This is a genomic window from Aquiflexum sp. (assembly GCF_041751335.1).
In the GTDB taxonomy this organism is placed as follows: domain Bacteria; phylum Bacteroidota; class Bacteroidia; order Cytophagales; family Cyclobacteriaceae; genus Aquiflexum.
The window spans coordinates 1-20,930 of sequence record NZ_JBGSXS010000206.1; the positions used below are offsets into that span (position 1 = coordinate 1).

Consider the following 20,930-nt stretch of genomic DNA (forward strand, 5'->3'; position numbering starts at 1 on the left):
CAATTATAGGATCAATACCAAAAAACTCAGTCATGAAATTGCTTTGGACCTGATCAATATATTAGGGACCAAAAATGTGCTGAACCTTACCTGGGCCCCAAATGATATCGAGAATCCAGATCCGGAGAAATCTATTATTCAGAATTATCAGTTGGGATTTCTCCCGATCTTCTATTATAAGATTGATTTTTAGAAAATGTAAAAATTATGCAAATCAACAAAGGCAGATTTCTTTATTTCACTCATGCCATTTGTTGTTTTGTTTGAATTATCTAAATTGGATAAAGGATTGATTATCAATTAAAATTCAATGAAGTATATGAAAACAAAAGACAGATTCAAGAACCTGCAATTTTGGTCATTGCTTCTTTTTTTAATTCCGATTTTGGGTTTCGAATTAGCCAATCCCAAACTGGATCAAATTGCAAAATTCATTTACGTGGACATTCCCCGCATCTGGACCGATGTAGCTATGAAGGACTGGGAGCTTCCCAATTCCAATCCGGAATTCTCAGCTCAGCCAGTTTCTGAAGCATTTTATTATAAATTACCAGAGCGGGTTATTTATAAAACCTATCCCGTTTACCATCCTGACCATGAACCAGAGGGATACTGGGAATGGCTTCATGAACAGGAAGCTGAGATTGTATTGGATGATAGCCAATTGTTCACAGAGGAGGATTATATCAAGGCAGGAGAATTGCTTTTTGACTATCCTATTGACACTATGGGTGCGGTGATCAATACACAACATGTTCGCAATAGGGATTTTTACACGGCTACTGATATGCCAATAACACCCGAAGGAATCATGCCATTTGCCCAATGGGTGGTGGCAGGAAAAGGGAAGGTATATTTAGGGAATTTGTCCTGTGCTATGTGTCATACCCGGGTGATGGATGATGGGTCACTGCTAAAAGGTGCACAGGGAAACTGGCCTGGTGATAAGGCTTTTGCCTTTGCCATGGAATCCGATGATGCTTCGGAAAAGGCGGTGCAATGGGTTACCAATGCATTATTTGGAAGTCCCTGGGTTGAAGGTGACCCGCACGGGAATCTACTTTCCAGAGGAAAAGATGCTTTAATTGAAGCGTATAAGGCAGTACCCGAAGGGGCTTTTGGCAGACAGGGAACCAGTATTCTCTTTCCTCCTCAGACTCCAAACTTGATAGGGGTCAAGGATAGAAAATACTTGGACCACGGAGGTCTAGGGCAACATAGGAACATCGAAGACATGATGCGCTACATCGCTATGAATCAGGCTTTGGACTTCTTGAATTTCTATGGGGAGTATAATCCAATTGGTTTGACTAAAGAAAGGCTAAATAGTGGTGATCCTATCTTTTTCCCTGGAACTTATGATCGGCACTCGGATGCACAGCTTTATGCATTGGCCAAATTTGTTTATTCACTAAACCCACCAAAAAACCCGAATCAACCTTCTGCATTGAGTGAAAAAGGGATAATCATTTTTGCCGAGCAGGGCTGTATCACGTGCCACACTCCACCTTTGTTTACCAACAACAAACTGACACCAGCAGATGGGTTTTTGGTACCTGAAGAACATTATGACAAATATGACATCTTCGATATCTCGGTGGGTACAGACCAGGGATACACGATGAAGACCAGGAGGGGAACAGGCTATTACAAAATCCCATCTTTGTTGGGTTTGTGGTACAGAGGACCATTTTTGCATGATGCCTCTTTGGCCAATTTGGAAGATTTCTTTGATCCGGCAAGATTGGAAGTTGACTATGTGCCTACGGGATTCAAACCACATGATGTCAAAACCAAAGCAGTAAAAGGACATGAATTTGGGATGGATTTGAATGCAGAGGATAAAAAGGCTTTGATCGCTTACCTGATGACATTATGATGAAAAAACTCTTACTGTTTTTGTTTTTAGTATTACCATTCTGCCTTTCAGCCCAGACCATCAAACCTGATCAACCCATTCAGTTTAAAATCAAAAATGCCGGGATTACTGTGGAGGGTACCATTTCTGATTGGGAAGTCGATGTGAACTTTGATGTTAAGAAATTAACTCAATCCAACATAAGAGGAGCAGCAAATCCTGCCAGCATGGATACGGGAATCAAACTCAGAGATAAGCACCTGCAGGGCAGACAATATTTCCATACAGAGAAATTCCCTTTGATCAATCTGACTTCCAAATCCTTTAAAGCCAATGGGAAGAATGCATTTATAGGAATTTTTGAATTGCAGATCCGAGATGTTAGAAGGGAGGTGGAAATTCCATTTACGTTTATGCAGTCGGGAAAGCATCGGAAGTTCAAGGGAGAATTTGTGATTGACCGTTTGGATTTTGGGTTGGGAGAGAAGAGCCTGGTGCTTTCTGATGAAGTGAAGGTAGTGATGGAGTTTTAGTTTAAGTTATTCTTATAATAAAAGTATTTTACCATTTTACTATTTAAGCATGATTCCAAATTCACAAAAAAGTAACTTCTTTTACCTTTCAAGCTGGATTTTCCTCATTGTTGTTTTTTTGGGGTTTGCCCCGAGTTTTTATCTCAAATTTTTGGTTGAGGAACAACCCTTTTATCCAAAAGGATTGCCCTTACCTTATATCATCCATGGAATGATTTTGACTATTTGGTATGTGTTTTTGGTAGTTCAAACCCGATTGGTCAAGACCAAAAACCTGAAGATACACAAAAAATCCGGCTATTTTGGAGCGCTATGGGCAATATTGGTTTTGGTATCCACATTTTATGCCATCAGCCTTTTTCCAGACAGAATGGAGTCACTTGCTGCTGAATTAGGACAAACAGTAAGTGAAATAGAACCGGGGTTATCTTCCATTCTTTGGCTTGATATTTTGATGAGTTTGTTTTTTGTCAGCTGCTTGGCACTGGGGATCCAGTACAGAACCAACCCGAAAATCCATAAGCGATTGATGTTTTTCACTGGGCTTGCCTATCTCTTTGCTGCAAGTTCAAGAGTCGGAGGCACAGCAGCACATTTGATGGATTCAAACTTAGGGCATTTAATTGGTCCTTTTTTGCTATTGGGTTTATCAGGAGGATTACTGGTTCATGATTACAGGGTATTTGGTAAGGTATTACCCTTATCCTGGATATTATTTGTAGTTTACTGGATATTGATGGTGATCAGCCAAATTGTTGGTGCAGCTGAGTGGGGAGAGGATTTTGTGTTTTTCTTGTTCAAAAGTTGATGGATGAAGTCTCACGGCATGAATTCATTTTAATTATATTTTATTGTATATTATTACCTAAGTATCAGTTTTCGAGCCTAAAAGAATAAAGATCAGCTCAAAAAAAGAAGCTGTTGGTTTATATTTATAGTGGTAGGAGGAGGGGGAAGGAAATGCGGCTGTGCCGCATTTCCTTCCCCCTCCTCCTTAAATTAATAACGCTCCGGTGGTCGAGCTTGCCAAGACCCTTTTAAGAATTTCCTTTATTGGTTAAAAGTGGGTAATTTTATCGTTTTTAGTAACTAATCAATATGTAAATGAAAATACTAGTCCATTATTTACTTTTGAACCTTATACTTGGCTTATCACAAGCCTTGTTTGCCCAATCTATTCCAACGATCCTCATCACCTACCACTCTCAATCCGGAAAAACCCAAGCCATGGCCGAGGCAGTTGCCAAGGGAGTAGCCGAAGTCCAAGGCGTTGAATATATCCTCAAGCCCATAGCGGAAGTTACTGAAGAGGAAATACTGAAAGCCTCAGCCATCATTCTTGGTTCCCCTGTTTACAATGCCAATATGACCCCTGAAGTACAAGCTTTTGTCAATTCCTGGCCTTTTGAAAATAGGCCACTGAAAGATAAAATTGGTGCTGTATTTGTCACGGGAGGGGGATTTTCCATTGGTGAGGAGGCGGTGATGTTCAGCATCATCCGGGCCATGATGATCCATGGGATGGTGATTGTAGGAGGGGAAGAGGTAGAGGCGGCTTTTGGCGCCTCGGCTGTTACGGGAGAAGGTGAATTTGCCGATAAAGAAGTGCAGGAGATATTTTTAAAAAAAGCAGAGGGGTTGGGTAGAAGAGTGGGGGAATTTTTGTTGAAAATCAACTAAATGCAATCTTTTTTTTTACATTGAGGAATGAAAAACTTCACCTGTTTGATTTTTGCTTTAATTGTTTTTTTCTCCTGCAAAGAAAAACCTGATACATCCGCTTTTTTCTTTCCGGCTGAATGGGAACCCCAAGAAGCTGTTTGGATGGGTTGGGATGGTAACCTTAAGAAAGATGACACCTTGCATATAATTTCTGCCAATATCATCAGGGAATTGCAAGAGGATATAGATGTGGTGCTTTGGGTGACTTCAGACAGCCTTCAGCAGGCAGCCCATGATTTTCTGACAGAACTTCAAGTGCCATTAGATAGGGTGGAAATTTCCCAAATTCCAGCTGACAAAGTTTTCTGGTCAAGAGACAGTGCCCCTGCTTTTGTTATCAACAGGCAAGGTGAAAGGAGAGCCATTGATTTCAATCATACCGGTTATTTCAGGTATATGAAGCGGTTGAGGGATATTGATGCAGATTCAACTGAACTGGCCAAAGAGTATCAAACGGTAATAAAAATGATGGCCATAGATAGTTTGGTCGCTGTCGAAAAAGGCGAAATTCATGAAAAATCCTGGATGTTTATCGAAGGAGGTGCGTTTGATGTCAATGGCAAAGGCTCTTTATTAGTATCGGAATCCTTTTTATTTCGGAATCTTCCCGAAGCATTGCGTGATACTTTGACAAAAAAACACTTTGAGGATGAGTTCTACAGGACTTTGGGCGTAACCAATGTGATTTGGCTATCTGATGGCTTGGCCGAGGATGGAGGAGGTGATTTTTTCGAAAATTATACATCAGGGGGTACCAATGGCCATACGGATGAATTTGCAAGGTTTGTAAATGAAAATACCATTTTATTGGCTTGGGTAGACGAAGATGAAAAAGACCTCAATCCCATCAAAAAAGCCACATTTGAGCGGATGAATAAGAATTACGAAATACTAAAGAAAGCCAGAGACCAAGATGGGAAGCCTTTCCAAATCATCAAACTCCCCATGCCGGCACATGTCATAGAAGATAGGATATTGGACGCAGAAAGGTTAAAAAAAGAAGGAGTAAGAAAGTATTATGAAAGTAAAGGTTTTGTAGAAGGTGATACCTTGAAATTTGTCGCCGCAACCAGCTATATGAATTTTCTCTTTACAAATGATAAAATCATTATCCCCTCTTATATAGCACAGGGGAGTTCTCTAGAAAAGGAAAAACAGGTCGAACAGATTTTCAAAGAACTAAATCCGAATAAAAAACTCGTATTTATAGACGCCACCTACGTGAATGCCAATGGTGGGGGAATCCATTGTATGACTAGGCAAATTCCTATGCGCAAATTTGATTTTAATTAAGATTTTTTATAACATTTTTATGTGATAGTAAACCTGTTGATTTTTGGTTAAATTTATTGGTATTTTTATATCAAACACGCTCTCGAATGTCACTACAAACCACTTCCGAAACCGAGTTGATAGACAACTCCCCCAAACCTTCTGTCCTTGTCAATAGAATAGATATCATCGATATTATCAGAGGCGTAGCACTTTTGGGTATTCTGATTTTGAATATTCCTTATTTCTCCATGGAAGAGTATTACTCCGAGCCTTGGAATCAGGATACTTCGAATACCAATTTCTGGGTGCATGCAGTCAATATCATCTTTTTTGAAGGCAAAATGCGGGCATTGTTTTCTATGGTGTTTGGTGCAGGAATCATACTCTTTACTACCAATAAGGAAAAAGCAGGGAAATCCGCCACTTGGCTATTTTACAAGCGGATGATCTGGTTGACCTTGTTTGGATTGGCCCATGCGCACTTGATCCTTTGGATGGGGGATATACTTTATTTCTATGGACTGATAGGAATGTTGGCTTTCCTTTTTAGAAAAATGAAACCCAAATACCTGGCAATGGGTGTGCCTATCGTTGCCATTATCGGATTTGTTGCCAACACTTTATTCATGCAAAATATCCGGGGAAAATACCTGGATTACAAAGAAGCCATTACTTTACAGGAGGCTGGCAATGAAATAGGGGAAAAGGAATTGGCGGCAATGGAAGTTTGGGAAGAAACCCGAAAGGATATGATTCCTAATAGGGAAGAAGTAGTGGAACATACTGCATTGATGAAAGGAAGCTACTCCGATGTAGCAAGCCACATCCGTCCCAAAGCTTGGGACGGGCAATTTAAGTACCTGATTTTCTCCATTTGGGATATGTTGGCCCTGATGTTATTGGGCATAGCCCTGTACAAATGGGGCTTTCTGACCATGCAATGGACGCAGTCCCAATACAAAAAGACCATTTGGATAGGATATGGTGTTGGCCTGCCCTTGGTAATATTTTCTTTTATCCACAACACCATCCATTTCCCCAATGTGGAAACAGCCCTTAAGTTTTTTGAGGAACATCCTATCAATTGGGTAGCCCTGATCTACGATTTTCAAAGGATTCTGATCATGATGGCCCATGTTGCTTTGGTGATTCTGATATATCAAAAGGGGTATTTCACAACATTGATGAATGGACTGAGGGCCGTAGGACAAACTGCTTTCACCAATTATATCATGCACTCGGTGATCTGTACCCTTGTCTTTTTTGGATATGGTCTGAATCAATATGCGGAATGGGAATATTATCAGCTGTATTACTTGGTAATCGGCATCTGGATTTTTCAGTTGATCATCAGCCCGATTTGGTTGAAGTATTTCCTGTTTGGTCCATTGGAGTGGCTATGGAGGTGCCTGACTTATGGCAGGATTCAACCTTTTGTAAGAAATAATCCATAAACCCTAGCATTCACCAATTATTAAACCCAACACCATGATTGACAAATATTCCACACTCGCCACGATTTTCTTATCCTTGGTATTGATTTTATGCTCGCACCTCACACTCGATGCACAGGGAACGTGGCTACTACAGCAACCGGATATCAGCAAAGACCAAATCGTCTTTGTGTATGGCGCCGACCTTTGGTTGGCACCGATTCAGGGAGGGGAGGCCAAAAGGCTGACGAGTACTCCTGCGATTGAGGATAATCCCCGATTTTCTCCTGATGGGAAGCAGATTGCCTTCAGTTCCAACAGGACAGGCGCTACCGCAGTATATGTGGTCTTTAGCGAAGGGGGAACACCCAGACAATTGACATGGCATCCCTCTGCAGCAAGGGTTGCTGGTTGGTCTCCGGATGGTAGCTATGTGATCTATGAAAGTGGCAGGGATACGGCCCCGGTTGGTTACAGCAGGCTGTGGAAAGTCCCTGTTAATGGAGGTCCCTCTGAGGAGATTCCGGTTCCAAGGGGAGTAAGGGCGTCTTATTTGGGTGAAAATAAATTGGTGGTGGAACCTATATCCCGTTGGGATGAAACATGGCGGGCTTACCGGGGTGGACAGAATACCCCGCTGATCATTACAGATTTGAATGACATGAGCGAAGAGTTTATCCCCAATGAAAGGACTACGGATAAATTCCCAGTGGTTTTGGGAAATAAGGTTTATTTTCTTTCCGATAGAGATTGGGTTAGCAATATCTGGTCTTATGATCCAACAAATAAAAACCTGGAGCAATTGACCCAACTTGAAGGCTCGGATATCATGTGGCTCTCGGGAAAAGGTGAGCAATTGATTTATGAAAAGGACGGATTGCTGCATTTGTTCAATCCTGAAAGCAGAACCGCAAAACAAATACCCATTGAAGTAAAAGGCGATTTCCCTTGGGCTGAACCAAGATTGGAAAAAGTGACTTCGAGAGCCACCAATGCCAATCTTTCCCCCAATGGCAAAAGAATCATTCTGGAAGCCCGAGGGGAAATCTTCACGGTACCTGTTGAGGATGGAAGTCCCCGGAACCTGAGCAAGAGTTCCGGTGCAGCCGACAGAAATCCCATTTGGTCACCCAAAGGAGATCAGGTAGCATGGTTTTCTGATGAGGATGGGAAAGGTTATCAGCTTTTGATTTCCGGCCAAGATGGACTGACCCCGGCCAAAAAAATATCCATAGGAGACGCCAAAATGGTCTGGGAACCCACCTGGTCACCGGATGGAAAGTACATTGCCTTAGTGGACAATAAGGTTTACCTGAAAATCCTGAATGTGGCCAATGGGGAGATCAAAACCATCGACTCCGGTGGCATCAACATAGAGCGGGGAAATATGAAACTGGAATGGTCCCCGGATTCCAAATACCTTTCCTACAGCAAAACCGGGACAAATATGTTCCGAAGGATTTATATATGGTCCATGGATACCAACCAAACCAAACCTGTCACCAATAACCTGGCGGATTCTTTTTCTGCCACATGGGATGCCGGGGGCAAATACCTGTATTTTTTGGCCAGTACGAATCTGGCTTTGGGTTCCGGTTGGGCCAATACTTCGGCTATCTCGGCTAGGCCCGAGCATGCGGCTTACCTTATTGTGCTTTCTAAGGATGAAAAAACTCCTTTTCCCTTAAAGAGTGATGAAGAGGAGGTGAAAAAGGAAGAAGCAAAAAAAGAAGAACCTAAAAAAGGGGATGCCAAGGATGACAAAAAAGAAATTAAGGATTCAGAGACAAGCGTAAAAATTGATTGGGATGGCCTGGAAGAAAGGACCTTGTCCCTGTCTGTTCCGGTAAAGTCCTACAATTTCATTTTGGCAGGAAAAAAAGAAACAGCTTTCCTAGCAGAAGCCGCTCCAAATTCCCCTGGTTTGATTTTGCATAAATTCACCGTCGATGGAAAAAAGCTCGAGGAGTTTACCAAAGGGGTAGGTCGGGTTAAGATTTCGCAGAACAAGGAGAAGTTGCTTTACTTCGCTTCAGGTAACTGGAAAGTGGTCAGTGTGGACAAAAATCCCGGACCATCTGATGGCATGGTCCAGATGGACCTTAGGATGGACTTGGATAGGAAGCAGGAATGGGAACAGATTTTTACCGAAGCTTGGAGATACGAAAGGGATTATTTCTATGATCCTGGGACACATGGCAGGGATTGGGATGATGTATGGGAGAGATACAGTCCCCTGATTCCTTACATACAGCACCGACAGGATCTGACCTACCTTTTGGATCAGCTGAACGGAGAGCTCTCCGTTGGGCATAGTTTTGTGTTTGGAGGGGATTTTCCGGCAGTGGATACGCTGGCAACAGGCATGTTGGGAGCGGATTATGAGATCGCCAATGGCAAGTGGAGGATCAAAAGGATATTTACTGCCGAAAGCTGGAATCCCAACCTGAAAGCCCCATTGAGTGAACCGGGACTTGAGGTGAATGTAGGGGACTACCTGCTTTCTGTAAATGGACAGGAGGTAGATGCTACCATGGATATCTACGAGGCATTCAAGGGGACTTCAGGCAAACAAACCATCATTCATTTGAATAGGCAACCCAATATGAATGGCGCAAGGAAATTGACCGTATTGCCGATTGGTTCTGAATACGGTCTGCGTCAAAGGGCTTGGGTGGAGGATAATAGGAGAAAAGTGGATGAACTGTCCGGCGGTAAACTGGCCTATGTCTGGGTTCCCAATACGGGAGGACCCGGATTTGAATCCTTTAACAGGTACTTCTTTGCCCAACAGGACAAACTCGGGGCGGTTATCGATGAGCGCTTCAATGGAGGTGGTTTGCTGGATGATTATATGGTGGACCTGATGACCAGAAAATTAAGAGGCGCGATTACCAACGAAGTGCCGGGTGCGCCGCATTTCAAATTACCCGCTGGGATATTGGGACCGAAAGTATTGCTGATCAATGAACTGGCAGGTTCAGGCGGTGACTTCTTCCCATGGGTATTCAGGAACCAAAATGCAGGGCCATTAATAGGAAAAAGGACCTGGGGCGGATTGGTAAAGTCTTCTGTGCACTACAGTTTTGTGGACGGCGGCGCCATGACCTCACCGGACAATGCCGTCTTTGACCCCATCCGAAATGAATGGATAGGGGAGAATCAAGGCATTGGGCCTGAAATAGAAGTTTCTATCGATGCCAAATCATTTGCCGAGGGAAGAGATATTCAATTAGAACGTGGTGTGGAAGAAGCCCTGAAATTATTGGAAAAAGAAAAGCAGATAGAAATCACTCCACCGCCATTCCCGAGGCCTGCGGTGAGGCCTGGGAATTGATTGGGGGTGGGTAATTTCATTGAAAATATGCAAGCAACAGACCTATATCTATTGCTTGCTTTTTTTATAGGGGATTGGTGAGGGGTTGGATTTTTTCAAAAATCCTTTATTTTTATAGAAGTTCTTTTTACTATAATGGGGAAAGTATTCCAATTTGGCATGCTTTTCCCATTATTAGAGGAAAGCTGAACTCACGAAAAATTTGTAATTTCGTGATTAAGATTAATCAAATATGAAAATTTCAGAGAAAAACTTAAAACTTATAAAACAACTTTGTAGAGAATATAAAGTCAAGAGTTTTTCTGCTTTTGGTTCTGTCCTAACAGACAACTTTTCTACAGAATCGGACATTGACTTCTTGGTTGACTTTGACGAAAATGATCCAATAAAATATGCCGATTTGTATTTTCAACTAAAGGATAATTTAGAACAGATTTTAAAGCGACAAATTGACTTGATAGAAGAACGAGGAATAAAAAACTCATTTTTCAGAAAGGAAATTAACGAGTCAAAAGTTGTACTTTATGGATAACAAGATAAACGCTTGGCTTTAGGATATTCTAAGGTCAATAGATGAAATTTTTGACTTTTTGCCTGAGAAGAGAGATTTTTTTGAATTTCAGAAGGACCTAAAAACCAAAAAAGCAGTTGATCGAAATATTGAAATTATTAGAGAAGCTGTAAATAGAATAACTAACTACAAAAACGCCAAAATCCAAATACAAAGTGCCAGACAAATAATAGGGACAAGAAACAGGATTACTCACGAATATGATAACATATCAGATGAAGTAATTTGGACAATTGTGATAAGAGAACTTCCAAAACTTAAAGAAGAAATAATTAAACTAAGAGAATAATGCTCTTACCACAACACTTAGCATTAGACAAAATTGATATTAGAATCACAAAATAATAGAATATAAAAGAAGTTGGCTCACAATAGGATCATAGTTGGGTCAAAGCCATCCTATTTCTCACATTGCCAACCTCCTTCCTGCGGTGGCTAAGATCAAAAGCCAAAGCATGGTCTAATTTCTAAAAAGGAAACAGAAAATCTTCCATTCAACTCTCCACCCTTTACCGGATTTTTGAATTTGGACTTGGTAAAAGAGTAAATTTAACTTTCGGCTAAATTTCCGAAACCAACCATTTACCTTGCAGTTCCAAATCTATTATCCATGGCAAAGAAGAAATCCAAACCACAAAAAACCAGCTTCAACCCAATTTCCTATTTAAAATCAGGCAATGCCCGGAAGTTGCCTGTTTATGAATGTCTTTTACCAAAGGATTGGGAGGAAATAAAAGAGTTCCCGTTGGTTTTTTCCAGAAGACATGTCAACGGTAACCTGACATTTGTCTCTCTTTTGGTTGACTTGTTCTGCACAGGGGTGAAGGATGTGTTATTTTTTGTGAATGAACCTGAATCAACCTATCGGGAATTGATCCGAGGATATGAGGATAGCCTCATGTTAGAATATTTGCCCGTCTCCTATGAATTGATCCATAATATTATTTTTGAATCTGTGGCCTTTGCCGAAGAATATGGGATTGCGCCCCATGAGGATTTTAGATTTGCGGAATTGATCTTGGAGGAAGATTCTGATGATTTTCCCAAAATGGATGTTCCATTGGGTGAGGATAATATAGCCCATCTTTATTTGGATATGGAAGATGAGCGAGCTGATTATTTCGAGCGTCAGATTCTGAAATATGGCAAACCCGGAACCTATAAAATCATTAGAGAAGACTTTGAAGAGGATGATGATTTTGATGAATTTGAAGATCGATTCTATGATTCCTGTTTCAGTTGGGATGAGGTGGATTGGGAGGATTTTTATGTTGAAGCTGATTTTGAGGATTTGCCAGAAGATATTTTGTTATTCACCCTTTCCATGTTGCCAGGATATTTTTATCCTGATTTGAGGGAAGAAAAGTTGTTTTCTCCTTTTACCAAGGTCCTTACTACGGAAAAGCCTACTTCAAATACTTCCTTTGGTAAACAGGAAATGAGTTACATGGAAAAGGCTTACGGGAAGCTTAATGATATGGAAATTGATGAGGAGTCCCCTGCTTTTCTTGAATTTATAGAAAAAGGGATTGAAAAATGGCCTGCGAACAGGGTGCTGTGGCAGTATAAATGGGAGTATTTTCAAAGATGGGGAAAGATTGAAAAGTCAGTTCAGGTTGCATTGGAGATCAAAAGCAAATTTCCGGATTATTTGTTTGGACTATCCTGCCATGCCCAATCTATAATTGAATTGGGTGAGGTCGATGCCATTCCTGAGGCGATGAATGATTGCCATAAAATCCAGGATTTTGATCCTAAACGGAAGAAATTCCACAAATCTGAGCTGCAATCTTTTTATTCACCCTGGATCTATTATTATTCCAAAACAGGACAGCTAAGGGCAGCCTATTTCTTGGTAAATCTCCTAGCGGAACATGAAGTGCTGCTAGAATACCCTTTTCATTATTTGGTCAATGACGCATATATGCAAGCCGTCGATAAAGTAGTGTATGCCTACTATGAAAAAGTCAAATCAGGTAAAGTCTCCAAAGAGGAGTTTTTGGGTATGATTTTAGGGGAATAGACAGGAGTTGGAGTTTAAAAGTTAATACTAAACATTCATTTTATATATTTGCTGATTATCCTTATTTCACCATGAAAAATAAAATCCAGAACCTTTTAATTCTAAGTATAGGAATGAGTGTAGCATGTTCCCCCCAAGACTCCAAATCCCCATCACCCTTGCCTAATGTACAGCCACCCGTAGCTGAAATAACACCTTATGAAATCACTTCCAAACATGGGGATAAACGCATTGATAATTACTATTGGCTCAATGACCGCGATAATCCTAAAGTGATCGATTATCTGACGGCTGAAAACCAGTATTTGGATACCATGATGGCCCATACCAAAGGATTTCAGGAAAAGCTATTCAATGAAATGAGAAGCAGGATAAAAGAAGATGATTCTTCTGTTCCTTACAAGTTAGACGATTATTACTATTACACCAGATACGTGGAAGGTGGCGAATACCCCATCTATGCCCGTAAAAAAGGCTCATTGGATGCGCCTGAAGAAATTGTTATGGATGGCAATGAATTGGGAAAAGGGAAATCTTTCCTCAGCTTTTGGACTTCAGTCAGCCCTGACCATAATCTTGCTGCCATCATCATGGATACAGTTGGCAGGAATTTTTATACAGTCATGATCAAAGACCTCAGAAAAGGCGAAATGCTTCCTGATCAAATTGAAAATATCAGAAGCAGTGCCGTATGGACCAATGACAACAAGTCTTTTTATTATTCAATCCCGGATATGAAAACCCTGAGAAACTACCAGATTAAAAGACATATTTTAGGAGAATATGCCACGCAGGATGAGGTGGTATTTGAAGAAAAAGACCAAACCCTGAGTTGTGGAGTAGGAAAAACCAAATCCAAAAAATACATTGTTATCGGTTCCGGCAGAACTGATGCTTCTTATTCCATGTACTTAGATGCAGATAATCCAAGTAAACCAAAGTTAATTAGCCCTTTGCAGGACAATGTGCAGTATAGTGCGGACCATGCTGGTGGAGACAAGTTTTATATTTATACTAATCGAGATGCAGTCAATTATAGGTTGGTAGAAGCGCCTATTTCAAACCCAGAAATAGGTCTATGGAAAGATGTGATTCCTCATCGCTCTGATATTTTCCTTGAAAATGTGGATTACTTTAAAGACTACCTTGCCATTCAAGAAACCAAAGAAGGATTGGCCAATATCCGAATTATCAAAACTGCTGACAATTCTGAGCATCAAATGGAATTTGAAGAGTCAGCCTATTATGCAGGTTTGGGATACAATCCAGCTTTCGATACAAAAATATTAAGGTATTCCTATACTTCCCTTACGACTCCCAATTCTACCTTCGATTACAATATGGAAAGTAGGGAGAAAATATTGATGAAGGAACAGCCTGTTTTGGGGGATTTTAATAAGGAAAATTACCAGACCGAAAGAATCATGGTGCCAGCAAGGGATGGAAAAAGAATTCCCATGTCTATTGTTTTTCGAAAAGATACCTTCAAAAAAGACGGCAGCTGTCCGGGATGGATTTATTCTTACGGTTCTTATGGGTCTTCTACGGAATCGGCTTTCAGCAGTACCCGATTAAGTTTGTTGGATAGGGGATTTGTCTATGCAATAGCACATATAAGAGGAGGGCAGGAAATGGGAGGTGAATGGTATGAGGATGGAAAAATGATGAACAAGAAAAACACCTTCTATGATTTCATAGATTGTTCCAAATGGTTGCAGGACAATAACTATGTGTCAAAGGATATGCTCTTTGCATCAGGAGGAAGTGCAGGCGGGCTTTTGATGGGAGCAGTGACCAATATGGCCCCTGAAGTTTACAAGGGTATTATTTCACAGGTTGCATTTGTTGATGTAATGACTACCATGGAAGATGAGACCATTCCATTGACCACATTCGAGTGGATGGAATGGGGCAATCCCAACATCAAAGAACAATATGATTATATGCTATCCTATTCTCCTTATGATAATCTGGAGGCAAAGAATTATCCACATCTACTTTTGACCACGGGTCTACATGACTCACAGGTCCAATATTGGGAACCCGCCAAATATGTTGCGAAGCTGAGAACCCTGAAAACTGACAATAACAAACTTTTCCTCTATACCAATATGGATGCCGGACATGGAGGCGCTAGTGGAAGATTCGAAAGCCTTAAAGAACTGGCAAGGGAATATGCTTTTGTTTTTGATATTTTGGAAATTTCTAAGTGAGATATAAGACACAAGACCCAAGACATAAGACCGAGCCAAAAATCAAAGCTTGGTCCGGATTACGGGGAGCTAAATCTTACCCTAAGTGTATTAGGGCGAGAATAATCGAGAAATTGGTTTGCTGAGTTGCTGCATAGTTGAGGATTGGAATAAGGCAAAATGGTGAAACATAAGATGTGGATTTGGTCAAAAATCATACATCTTGTGTTTCAAACCCTCACATCTACAGTCTCACATCTCCTCAATCCTTCGTATTGAACTTTTTACGCAAAAAAGCCTTTGGATGAATGAGGTTCACGGCAAATTCTGAAGCTGTTTTCTGACTATTAGGTGGAACGCTGTCACTTTCATTTTCTCTTAATTTGAATGAAATATTAAAAGCTGATATGGATAATACGTTTGAAGGAAAAGTCATTTGGATCACGGGTGCCTCCTCCGGATTGGGAAAATTTATGGCTTATGAATTTGCCAAGCATAAAGGGATTTTAGCACTTTCCGCACGTAGAGCTCCGGAATTGGAAGAAGTGCTGATGGAAGTAAAAAAACTCGGTGGTGAAGGAATAGTCATTCCTTGTGATATTTTGGATGAACAGCAGATAGAAAGTGCCGTATTGGAGATCATCAAACAATATGGTCGATTGGATGTAGCAATTGCCAATGCAGGATTTGGCATTTATGGTAAATTGGAAAAGCTTACCGCAAAAGATTGGAGAAGGCAAATGGATGGCAATGTGACCGGATTGGCCTTGACTGCTAAATTTGCCATCCCACATTTAAAACAAGCCAAAGGTCGATTGGTACTTATTGGCAGCGTGGCAGCTTATCTCCCTAATCCCAATACAGGGGCGTATGGTGCGTCCAAAGCAGCAGTTCGTTCGATTGGCCAGACTTTGCAGCTGGAATTGAAAGGAACGGGTGTGAGCTGTACAGTCATTCACCCGGGGTTTGTGGATTCAGATATCACCAGGGTAGACAATGATGGTGTCTTTCATCCGGAAAATAAAGACCCAAGGCCAAAAAACCTGATGTGGCCTACTGATAAAGCTGCCGAAGTAATGGTGAATGCCATTGGCAAAAGAAAGAAATCATTTGTATTTACCGGGCATGGCAGATTTCTGGCATTTTTGGGACAGCATTCTCCTGGAATTGCCAGATGGCTGATAGGGAAGTTGGGTTGAGTGGTGGTGGGAATTGCGGCGGCGCCGCTTTTACCACCACCACCTCCCCAAAAAACGACCCCGGTGGCCGAGCCTGATAGCTATCGCGGACGAGGCCCAAGTAATGTAGCTTCCATGTATTTCCTTTTCTGAACATTTTCAAAATGATGGGGACTCGCAATGAAGACACCAACATCGGTCACCAACCACCGGTCATTACCCGCAAACATTTTTTCCAAATCCGCTACAGTTTCTTTAAATTAACGGTTAAATTCAAAGCAGCAAACCTGCCCATTATGAAATTAAAATACTTCACATTTTATTGTGTAATTGGATTATTGTTTTTTTCCTGTCGCACTTCAGACGACAGCACATTTCCCCGAAGAGAAAACATATCTGAATCTGTTTATGCATCAGGATTGATCAAAGCATTATATCAATATCAGGCTTTTGCGAATGCCAATGGGACCGTACAGGAGATTTTTGTTCAGGAAGGCGATACTGTGAAAAAAGGCACTCCTATTTTATCCATATTCAATGAATCTGCAAGATTGAATCGGGAAAGTGCTGAACTTAATCGTGCTTATGCTGACAGGCAGGCGAATCAGACCAAGCTGAAAGACTTAGAAATAAGTATTGCCTATTCAAAAACAAAACACCAAAATGATTCTTTGCTTTATGAAAGGCAAAAGAGGTTGAGAGAACAGGGAATTGGCACCGCTGTAGATTTGGAGCAACGTCAACTGGCCTTTGAAAATTCAAAAACCAGCTATGAAGCTTCCAAACTTCGGTACCTTGACCTCAAGCGGGAGATTGATTACAATGAAAGAAGTGCCTCTAAAAACCTTTCCATTTCTAGAGCGCTTGAAAGTGACCTAGTGCTAAAGAGTGAAGTAGATGGTAGGGTATATGCTTTGCTCAGGGAAAAAGGAGAAATGGTTAATGCCCAGACACCTTTGGCTGTTTTAGGAAGTGATCGGGAATTTATCCTCGAAATGCAAGTGGACGAATACGACATTGTCAAAATCCAAAGGGGGCAGAAAATCTTGGTTTCCATGGACAGCTATCGAGGGGAAGTTTTTGAAGCTATTGTCACAAAAATCAATCCGCTGATGGATGAACAAAGTAAAAGCTTCATGGTGGAAGGGGTTTATATAAATGTGCCCTCTGTTTTATATCCTAATCTCACTTTGGAAGCGAATATCATTATTCAGTCAAAGGAAAACGCCCTGATTTTACCAAGATCATATATTCTCAATGAAAAATATGTCATTACCACTGATAACGATACAGTTCCTGTTCAGCTTGGTCTGAAGGATTATCAAAAAGCAGAGATCATCTCAGGAATCGATGAAAAAACTCAAGTAATCAAACCAGGGAAATGAGGGTTGGATTGATACTAAATATCGCTAAAGCCCTGATGATTGCCAGGTTCAAACAGACTGCTATCGCTGCTACGGGAGTGGTATTCAGCATCACCATGTTTGTCGCTTTGTTGGGTTTTATGAATGGACTCAACCAGTTATTGGATGGTTTGATTTTGAACCGTACACCACATATCAGGTTTTACAACGAAGTCAAACCTAATCCCAATCAACCTATTGATGGTGATGGGAGATTCTCGGATTTTTATAATATCATCCGTTCTGTAAAACCTGCAGCGAGCCGACTGAACATTTATAATAATGAGGCAATCATCATGACCTTAAAGGAGGATCCTAGGGTGCTGGGTGTCGCCCCAAAGATTTCGGCCCAGGTTTTTTATAATGTTGGCACGATTGATATCACCGGGGTAATCAATGGGATCGATGTAGAGGAAGAAAGTAGGTTGTTTGCGTTTGAAGATTATGTAACTGCCGGAAATTATATTGATTTGAAAAACATTGCAAATAGTATCATTTTGGGCAAAGGTGCAGCGGATAGAATGATGGCGGAAATTGGAGATGTAATCCAAGCTACCACCGCCAGAGGAAATAGAATCCAGCTAAAAGTTGTCGGTTACTATCAGTCTGGTTTGGGCGATTTGGATAATGTACAGAGTTATGCATCGATCAACACTACCCAGAAAATGCTTGGTGAATCAGCATCCTATATTACCGATATTCAGGTGAAATTGAATGATTTTGAAAAAGCCCCTGCTATGGCAAGGGAATACCAGGGTATCTTTGGAATTGATGCCGATGATATTCAGACTGTAAATGCCCAGTTTGAAACCGGTACGCAGATCAGGACATTGATCAGTTATGCTGTAGGCATCACCCTTTTGGTAGTTTCTGGTTTTGGGATTTACAATATTTTGAACATGATGATTTATGAAAAAATGGATACCATTGCCATATTAAAAGCAATAGGGTTTTCTGGTGGCGATGTCAACAGGATTTTTATCACGATAGCATTGACCATCGGAATTATTGGTGGAGCGATAGGTCTGGTTTTGGGTTTTGTTGCTGGTTTGGGTATCGAACGCATTCCTTTTGAAACTGAAGCGTTACCAACTATCAAAACTTTCCCTGTTGACTTCAATCCCAAGTACTATATCATTGGAGGTATTTTCAGTTTGATTACCACCTATTTTGCAGGTTATTTCCCAGCCAGAAAAGCCAGTGGGGTAGATCCGGTGGAAATTATTAGGGGGAAATGAGTTCGAGACGTGAGACAAAGAAGTGAGAAGCGAGAAGTTAGAAGCGAGAAGTTAGAAGCGAGAAACGAGATGCGAGAAACGAGATGCGAGAAACAGGAGACAAGAACCAAGAGACTAGAGACAGGAGACAAGAACCAAGAGATAAGAGATAAGAGATAAGAACCAAATCTTGTCCCGAGTATTGGGAAGACCAGAAGGGAGAAGTTTAAATAACTATCATATAACCAATTGCATGGGCCGGCATGCAAGGAAAATAGTAATTGATAAACATAGGGAAAAGCAATTCATTCAGACATAAAAAAAACACAACAACCAAATAACCATATCACCCTCTCATGAAAGGAAAACCGGTACTTGAAGCCAAAGGAGTGAATAAATATTTTTTCAGCCCTGAAAAAACACAGGTGTTGAAGGAGGTGAGTTTCAGGGTGACAAGAGGGGAATTTGTTTCGGTAATGGGGAAATCAGGCTGCGGGAAATCTACCTTATTATACATCATGTCCACCATGGATACTGATTATGAAGGAAAGTTATGGATTGATGAGGAAATCATTACCGGAAAATCCGCCAATCATTTATCCAAGATAAGGAATGAAAAAATCGGCTTTGTTTTTCAGTTCCATTACCTGCTCAATGAATTTTCGGTTTTGGAAAATGTAATGATTCCGGGACTCAAAATGAATCAAAAGTCCAGACAAGAACTCGAACATATTGCCATGGAAAAACTACGTATTTTCGATATGCAGGACCATGCACTCAAAAAAGCAAATCAATTGTCAGGTGGCCAAAAACAAAGGGTCGCCATAGCAAGAGCCCTGATGAACGATCCACTGATCATCATGGGTGATGAACCTACGGGTAACTTGGACAAAAAAAACTCAGACATTGTTTTTAATATCTTTAAAGAACTTGCTGCAGAATTCCATCAGACCATGTTGATCGTAACCCATGATCCTGAATTTGCCGAGGGTACGGATAGGATTATTGAAATGGAGGATGGCTATATTATCAGTCAATGAAATGTAAAAAGTATTCAAATATTATTTCCTAAATGAAAAACCTAGTTTATCTATTTTCCTTTTTCCTTTTGTTGTTTTCCTGTACCGAAAAACAAGTCCCGGATCCTCGTCCAACCGAACTATATTTTCCACCTGTAACCGGAAGTACATGGGAAAGTTCCACTCCTGCTTCTTTGGGTTGGAATACATCCGAAATTGCAAGTCTCAAGACCTTGCTGGAAGATGGCGGAACCCGTGCCTTTATTATCCTCAAAGATGGCAAGATTGTGATGGAAGAATATTTTGGTACCCGATTGGAAATTAGCCAACCATTTGATCAAAATTCACTTTGGTATTGGGCTTCGGCAGGCAAAACTTTGACTGCGACTTTGGTTGGGATTGCTCAAGAGGAAGGGTATTTGAATATTCAAAACCCAAGTTCGGATTATCTGGGCAAAGGATGGACTTCACTGTCCGAATCCCAGGAGAATGAAATTAAGGTTTGGCATCAGTTGACCATGACCTCAGGCTTGGATGACGGAGTCGGCAACAGAGATGATTTTTCCGCAAACAATCTCAAATATCTTGCTGAACCGGGTTCCAGATGGGCATATCATAATGCTCCGTACACCTTATTGGATAAGGTAGTCGAGGGAAGTACCGGTAGATCCTTCCCCCAATATTTCAATGATAAATTAGCTTCGAAAATCGGAATGACAGGCTCTTGGCAAAGAATTGATTTCAACAATGTTTTTTTCAGCAATGCCAGATCAATGGCAAGATTTGGACTCTTGATTTTGGCCAATGGAGAATGGGATGGGAATTCGGTCATTAAGGACAAGGTGTACCTTCAGCAAATGCTCAGCATGTCCCAGAATTTGAATCAAGGCTATGGGTATCTTTGGTGGCTTAATGGCTCAGACACCTTTATGGTTCCACAGGTTCAGGTTACGTTGGCCGGTTCTTATGCCCCAAATGCCCCTTCAGACATGATTTGTGGGTTAGGTAGAGATGGTCAATATGTCTGTGTCATTCCTTCCCAAAATATGGTTTTAGTACGAATGGGTTCCAATCCGGATCGGAATTTAGTACCAATTACATTTTTGAATGATATCTGGCAAGTTCTCCGAAATATCCTACCTTCTGTTTAAGACTTCGGTTAAGGATTT

At 41.0% G+C, this 20,930-nt stretch carries 17 protein-coding genes; all 17 read left to right on the forward strand.

Annotation, left to right across the window (positions count from 1 at the left end; genetic code table 11):
- On the forward strand, window positions 1-193 hold a 193-nt coding region (locus ACEW8U_RS11145; RefSeq protein ID WP_373522118.1), incomplete at its 5' end, for a hypothetical protein.
- 126 nt (window positions 194-319) lie between these two features.
- Window positions 320-1,879: a hypothetical protein gene (locus ACEW8U_RS11150; protein WP_373522119.1), complete on the forward strand. Its 1,560-nt coding sequence runs from the start codon at window positions 320-322 to the stop codon at window positions 1,877-1,879.
- Window positions 1,876-2,391, forward strand: a complete 516-nt coding sequence (locus ACEW8U_RS11155; RefSeq protein WP_373522120.1) for a YceI family protein — start codon at window positions 1,876-1,878, stop codon at window positions 2,389-2,391. The genes ACEW8U_RS11150 and ACEW8U_RS11155 overlap by 4 nt, the downstream gene beginning before the upstream one ends.
- A 49-nt stretch (window positions 2,392-2,440) precedes the next feature.
- Window positions 2,441-3,199, forward strand: coding sequence for a hypothetical protein (locus ACEW8U_RS11160; protein WP_373522121.1), 759 nt, complete (start codon window positions 2,441-2,443; stop codon window positions 3,197-3,199).
- Between the two features lie 296 nt (window positions 3,200-3,495).
- A complete protein-coding gene (locus ACEW8U_RS11165) occupies window positions 3,496-4,071 on the forward strand; it encodes a flavodoxin family protein (RefSeq protein ID WP_373522122.1) in 576 nt (191 codons plus the stop codon).
- A gap of 27 nt (window positions 4,072-4,098) precedes the next feature.
- On the forward strand, window positions 4,099-5,406 hold the full coding sequence (locus ACEW8U_RS11170) for an agmatine/peptidylarginine deiminase (protein ID WP_373522123.1): 1,308 nt from the start codon (window positions 4,099-4,101) through the stop codon (window positions 5,404-5,406).
- Between the two features lie 86 nt (window positions 5,407-5,492).
- On the forward strand, window positions 5,493-6,842 hold the full coding sequence (locus tag ACEW8U_RS11175; protein WP_373522124.1) for a DUF418 domain-containing protein: 1,350 nt from the start codon (window positions 5,493-5,495) through the stop codon (window positions 6,840-6,842).
- 34 nt (window positions 6,843-6,876) lie between these two features.
- A complete protein-coding gene (locus tag ACEW8U_RS11180; RefSeq protein WP_373522125.1) occupies window positions 6,877-10,158 on the forward strand; it encodes a PDZ domain-containing protein in 3,282 nt (1,093 codons plus the stop codon).
- A 232-nt stretch (window positions 10,159-10,390) separates the two neighbouring features.
- Window positions 10,391-10,690: a nucleotidyltransferase family protein gene (locus ACEW8U_RS11185; protein WP_373522126.1), complete on the forward strand. Its 300-nt coding sequence runs from the start codon at window positions 10,391-10,393 to the stop codon at window positions 10,688-10,690.
- Window positions 10,691-10,727: 37 nt separating this feature from the next.
- Window positions 10,728-11,018: a DUF86 domain-containing protein gene (locus ACEW8U_RS11190; protein ID WP_373522142.1), complete on the forward strand. Its 291-nt coding sequence runs from the start codon at window positions 10,728-10,730 to the stop codon at window positions 11,016-11,018.
- A gap of 321 nt (window positions 11,019-11,339) precedes the next feature.
- Window positions 11,340-12,752: a hypothetical protein gene (locus ACEW8U_RS11195; RefSeq protein ID WP_373522127.1), complete on the forward strand. Its 1,413-nt coding sequence runs from the start codon at window positions 11,340-11,342 to the stop codon at window positions 12,750-12,752.
- 71 nt (window positions 12,753-12,823) lie between these two features.
- Window positions 12,824-14,965 (forward strand): S9 family peptidase, encoded by a 2,142-nt coding sequence (locus tag ACEW8U_RS11200; RefSeq protein WP_373522128.1) that lies wholly within the window; start codon window positions 12,824-12,826, stop codon window positions 14,963-14,965.
- 386 nt (window positions 14,966-15,351) lie between these two features.
- Window positions 15,352-16,143, forward strand: a complete 792-nt coding sequence (locus ACEW8U_RS11205; protein ID WP_373522129.1) for an SDR family NAD(P)-dependent oxidoreductase — start codon at window positions 15,352-15,354, stop codon at window positions 16,141-16,143.
- A gap of 143 nt (window positions 16,144-16,286) precedes the next feature.
- A complete protein-coding gene (locus ACEW8U_RS11210) occupies window positions 16,287-17,507 on the forward strand; it encodes an efflux RND transporter periplasmic adaptor subunit (RefSeq protein ID WP_373522130.1) in 1,221 nt (406 codons plus the stop codon).
- A complete protein-coding gene (locus ACEW8U_RS11215; RefSeq protein WP_373522131.1) occupies window positions 17,504-18,763 on the forward strand; it encodes an ABC transporter permease in 1,260 nt (419 codons plus the stop codon). The genes ACEW8U_RS11210 and ACEW8U_RS11215 overlap by 4 nt, the downstream gene beginning before the upstream one ends.
- A gap of 335 nt (window positions 18,764-19,098) precedes the next feature.
- A complete protein-coding gene (locus ACEW8U_RS11220) occupies window positions 19,099-19,782 on the forward strand; it encodes an ABC transporter ATP-binding protein (RefSeq protein WP_373522132.1) in 684 nt (227 codons plus the stop codon).
- Between the two features lie 32 nt (window positions 19,783-19,814).
- Window positions 19,815-20,912 carry a serine hydrolase domain-containing protein gene (locus tag ACEW8U_RS11225; RefSeq protein WP_373522133.1) on the forward strand — a complete coding sequence of 366 codons (1,098 nt, stop codon included), beginning with the start codon at window positions 19,815-19,817 and terminating at the stop codon, window positions 20,910-20,912.
- Window positions 20,913-20,930: the final 18 nt, after the last annotated feature.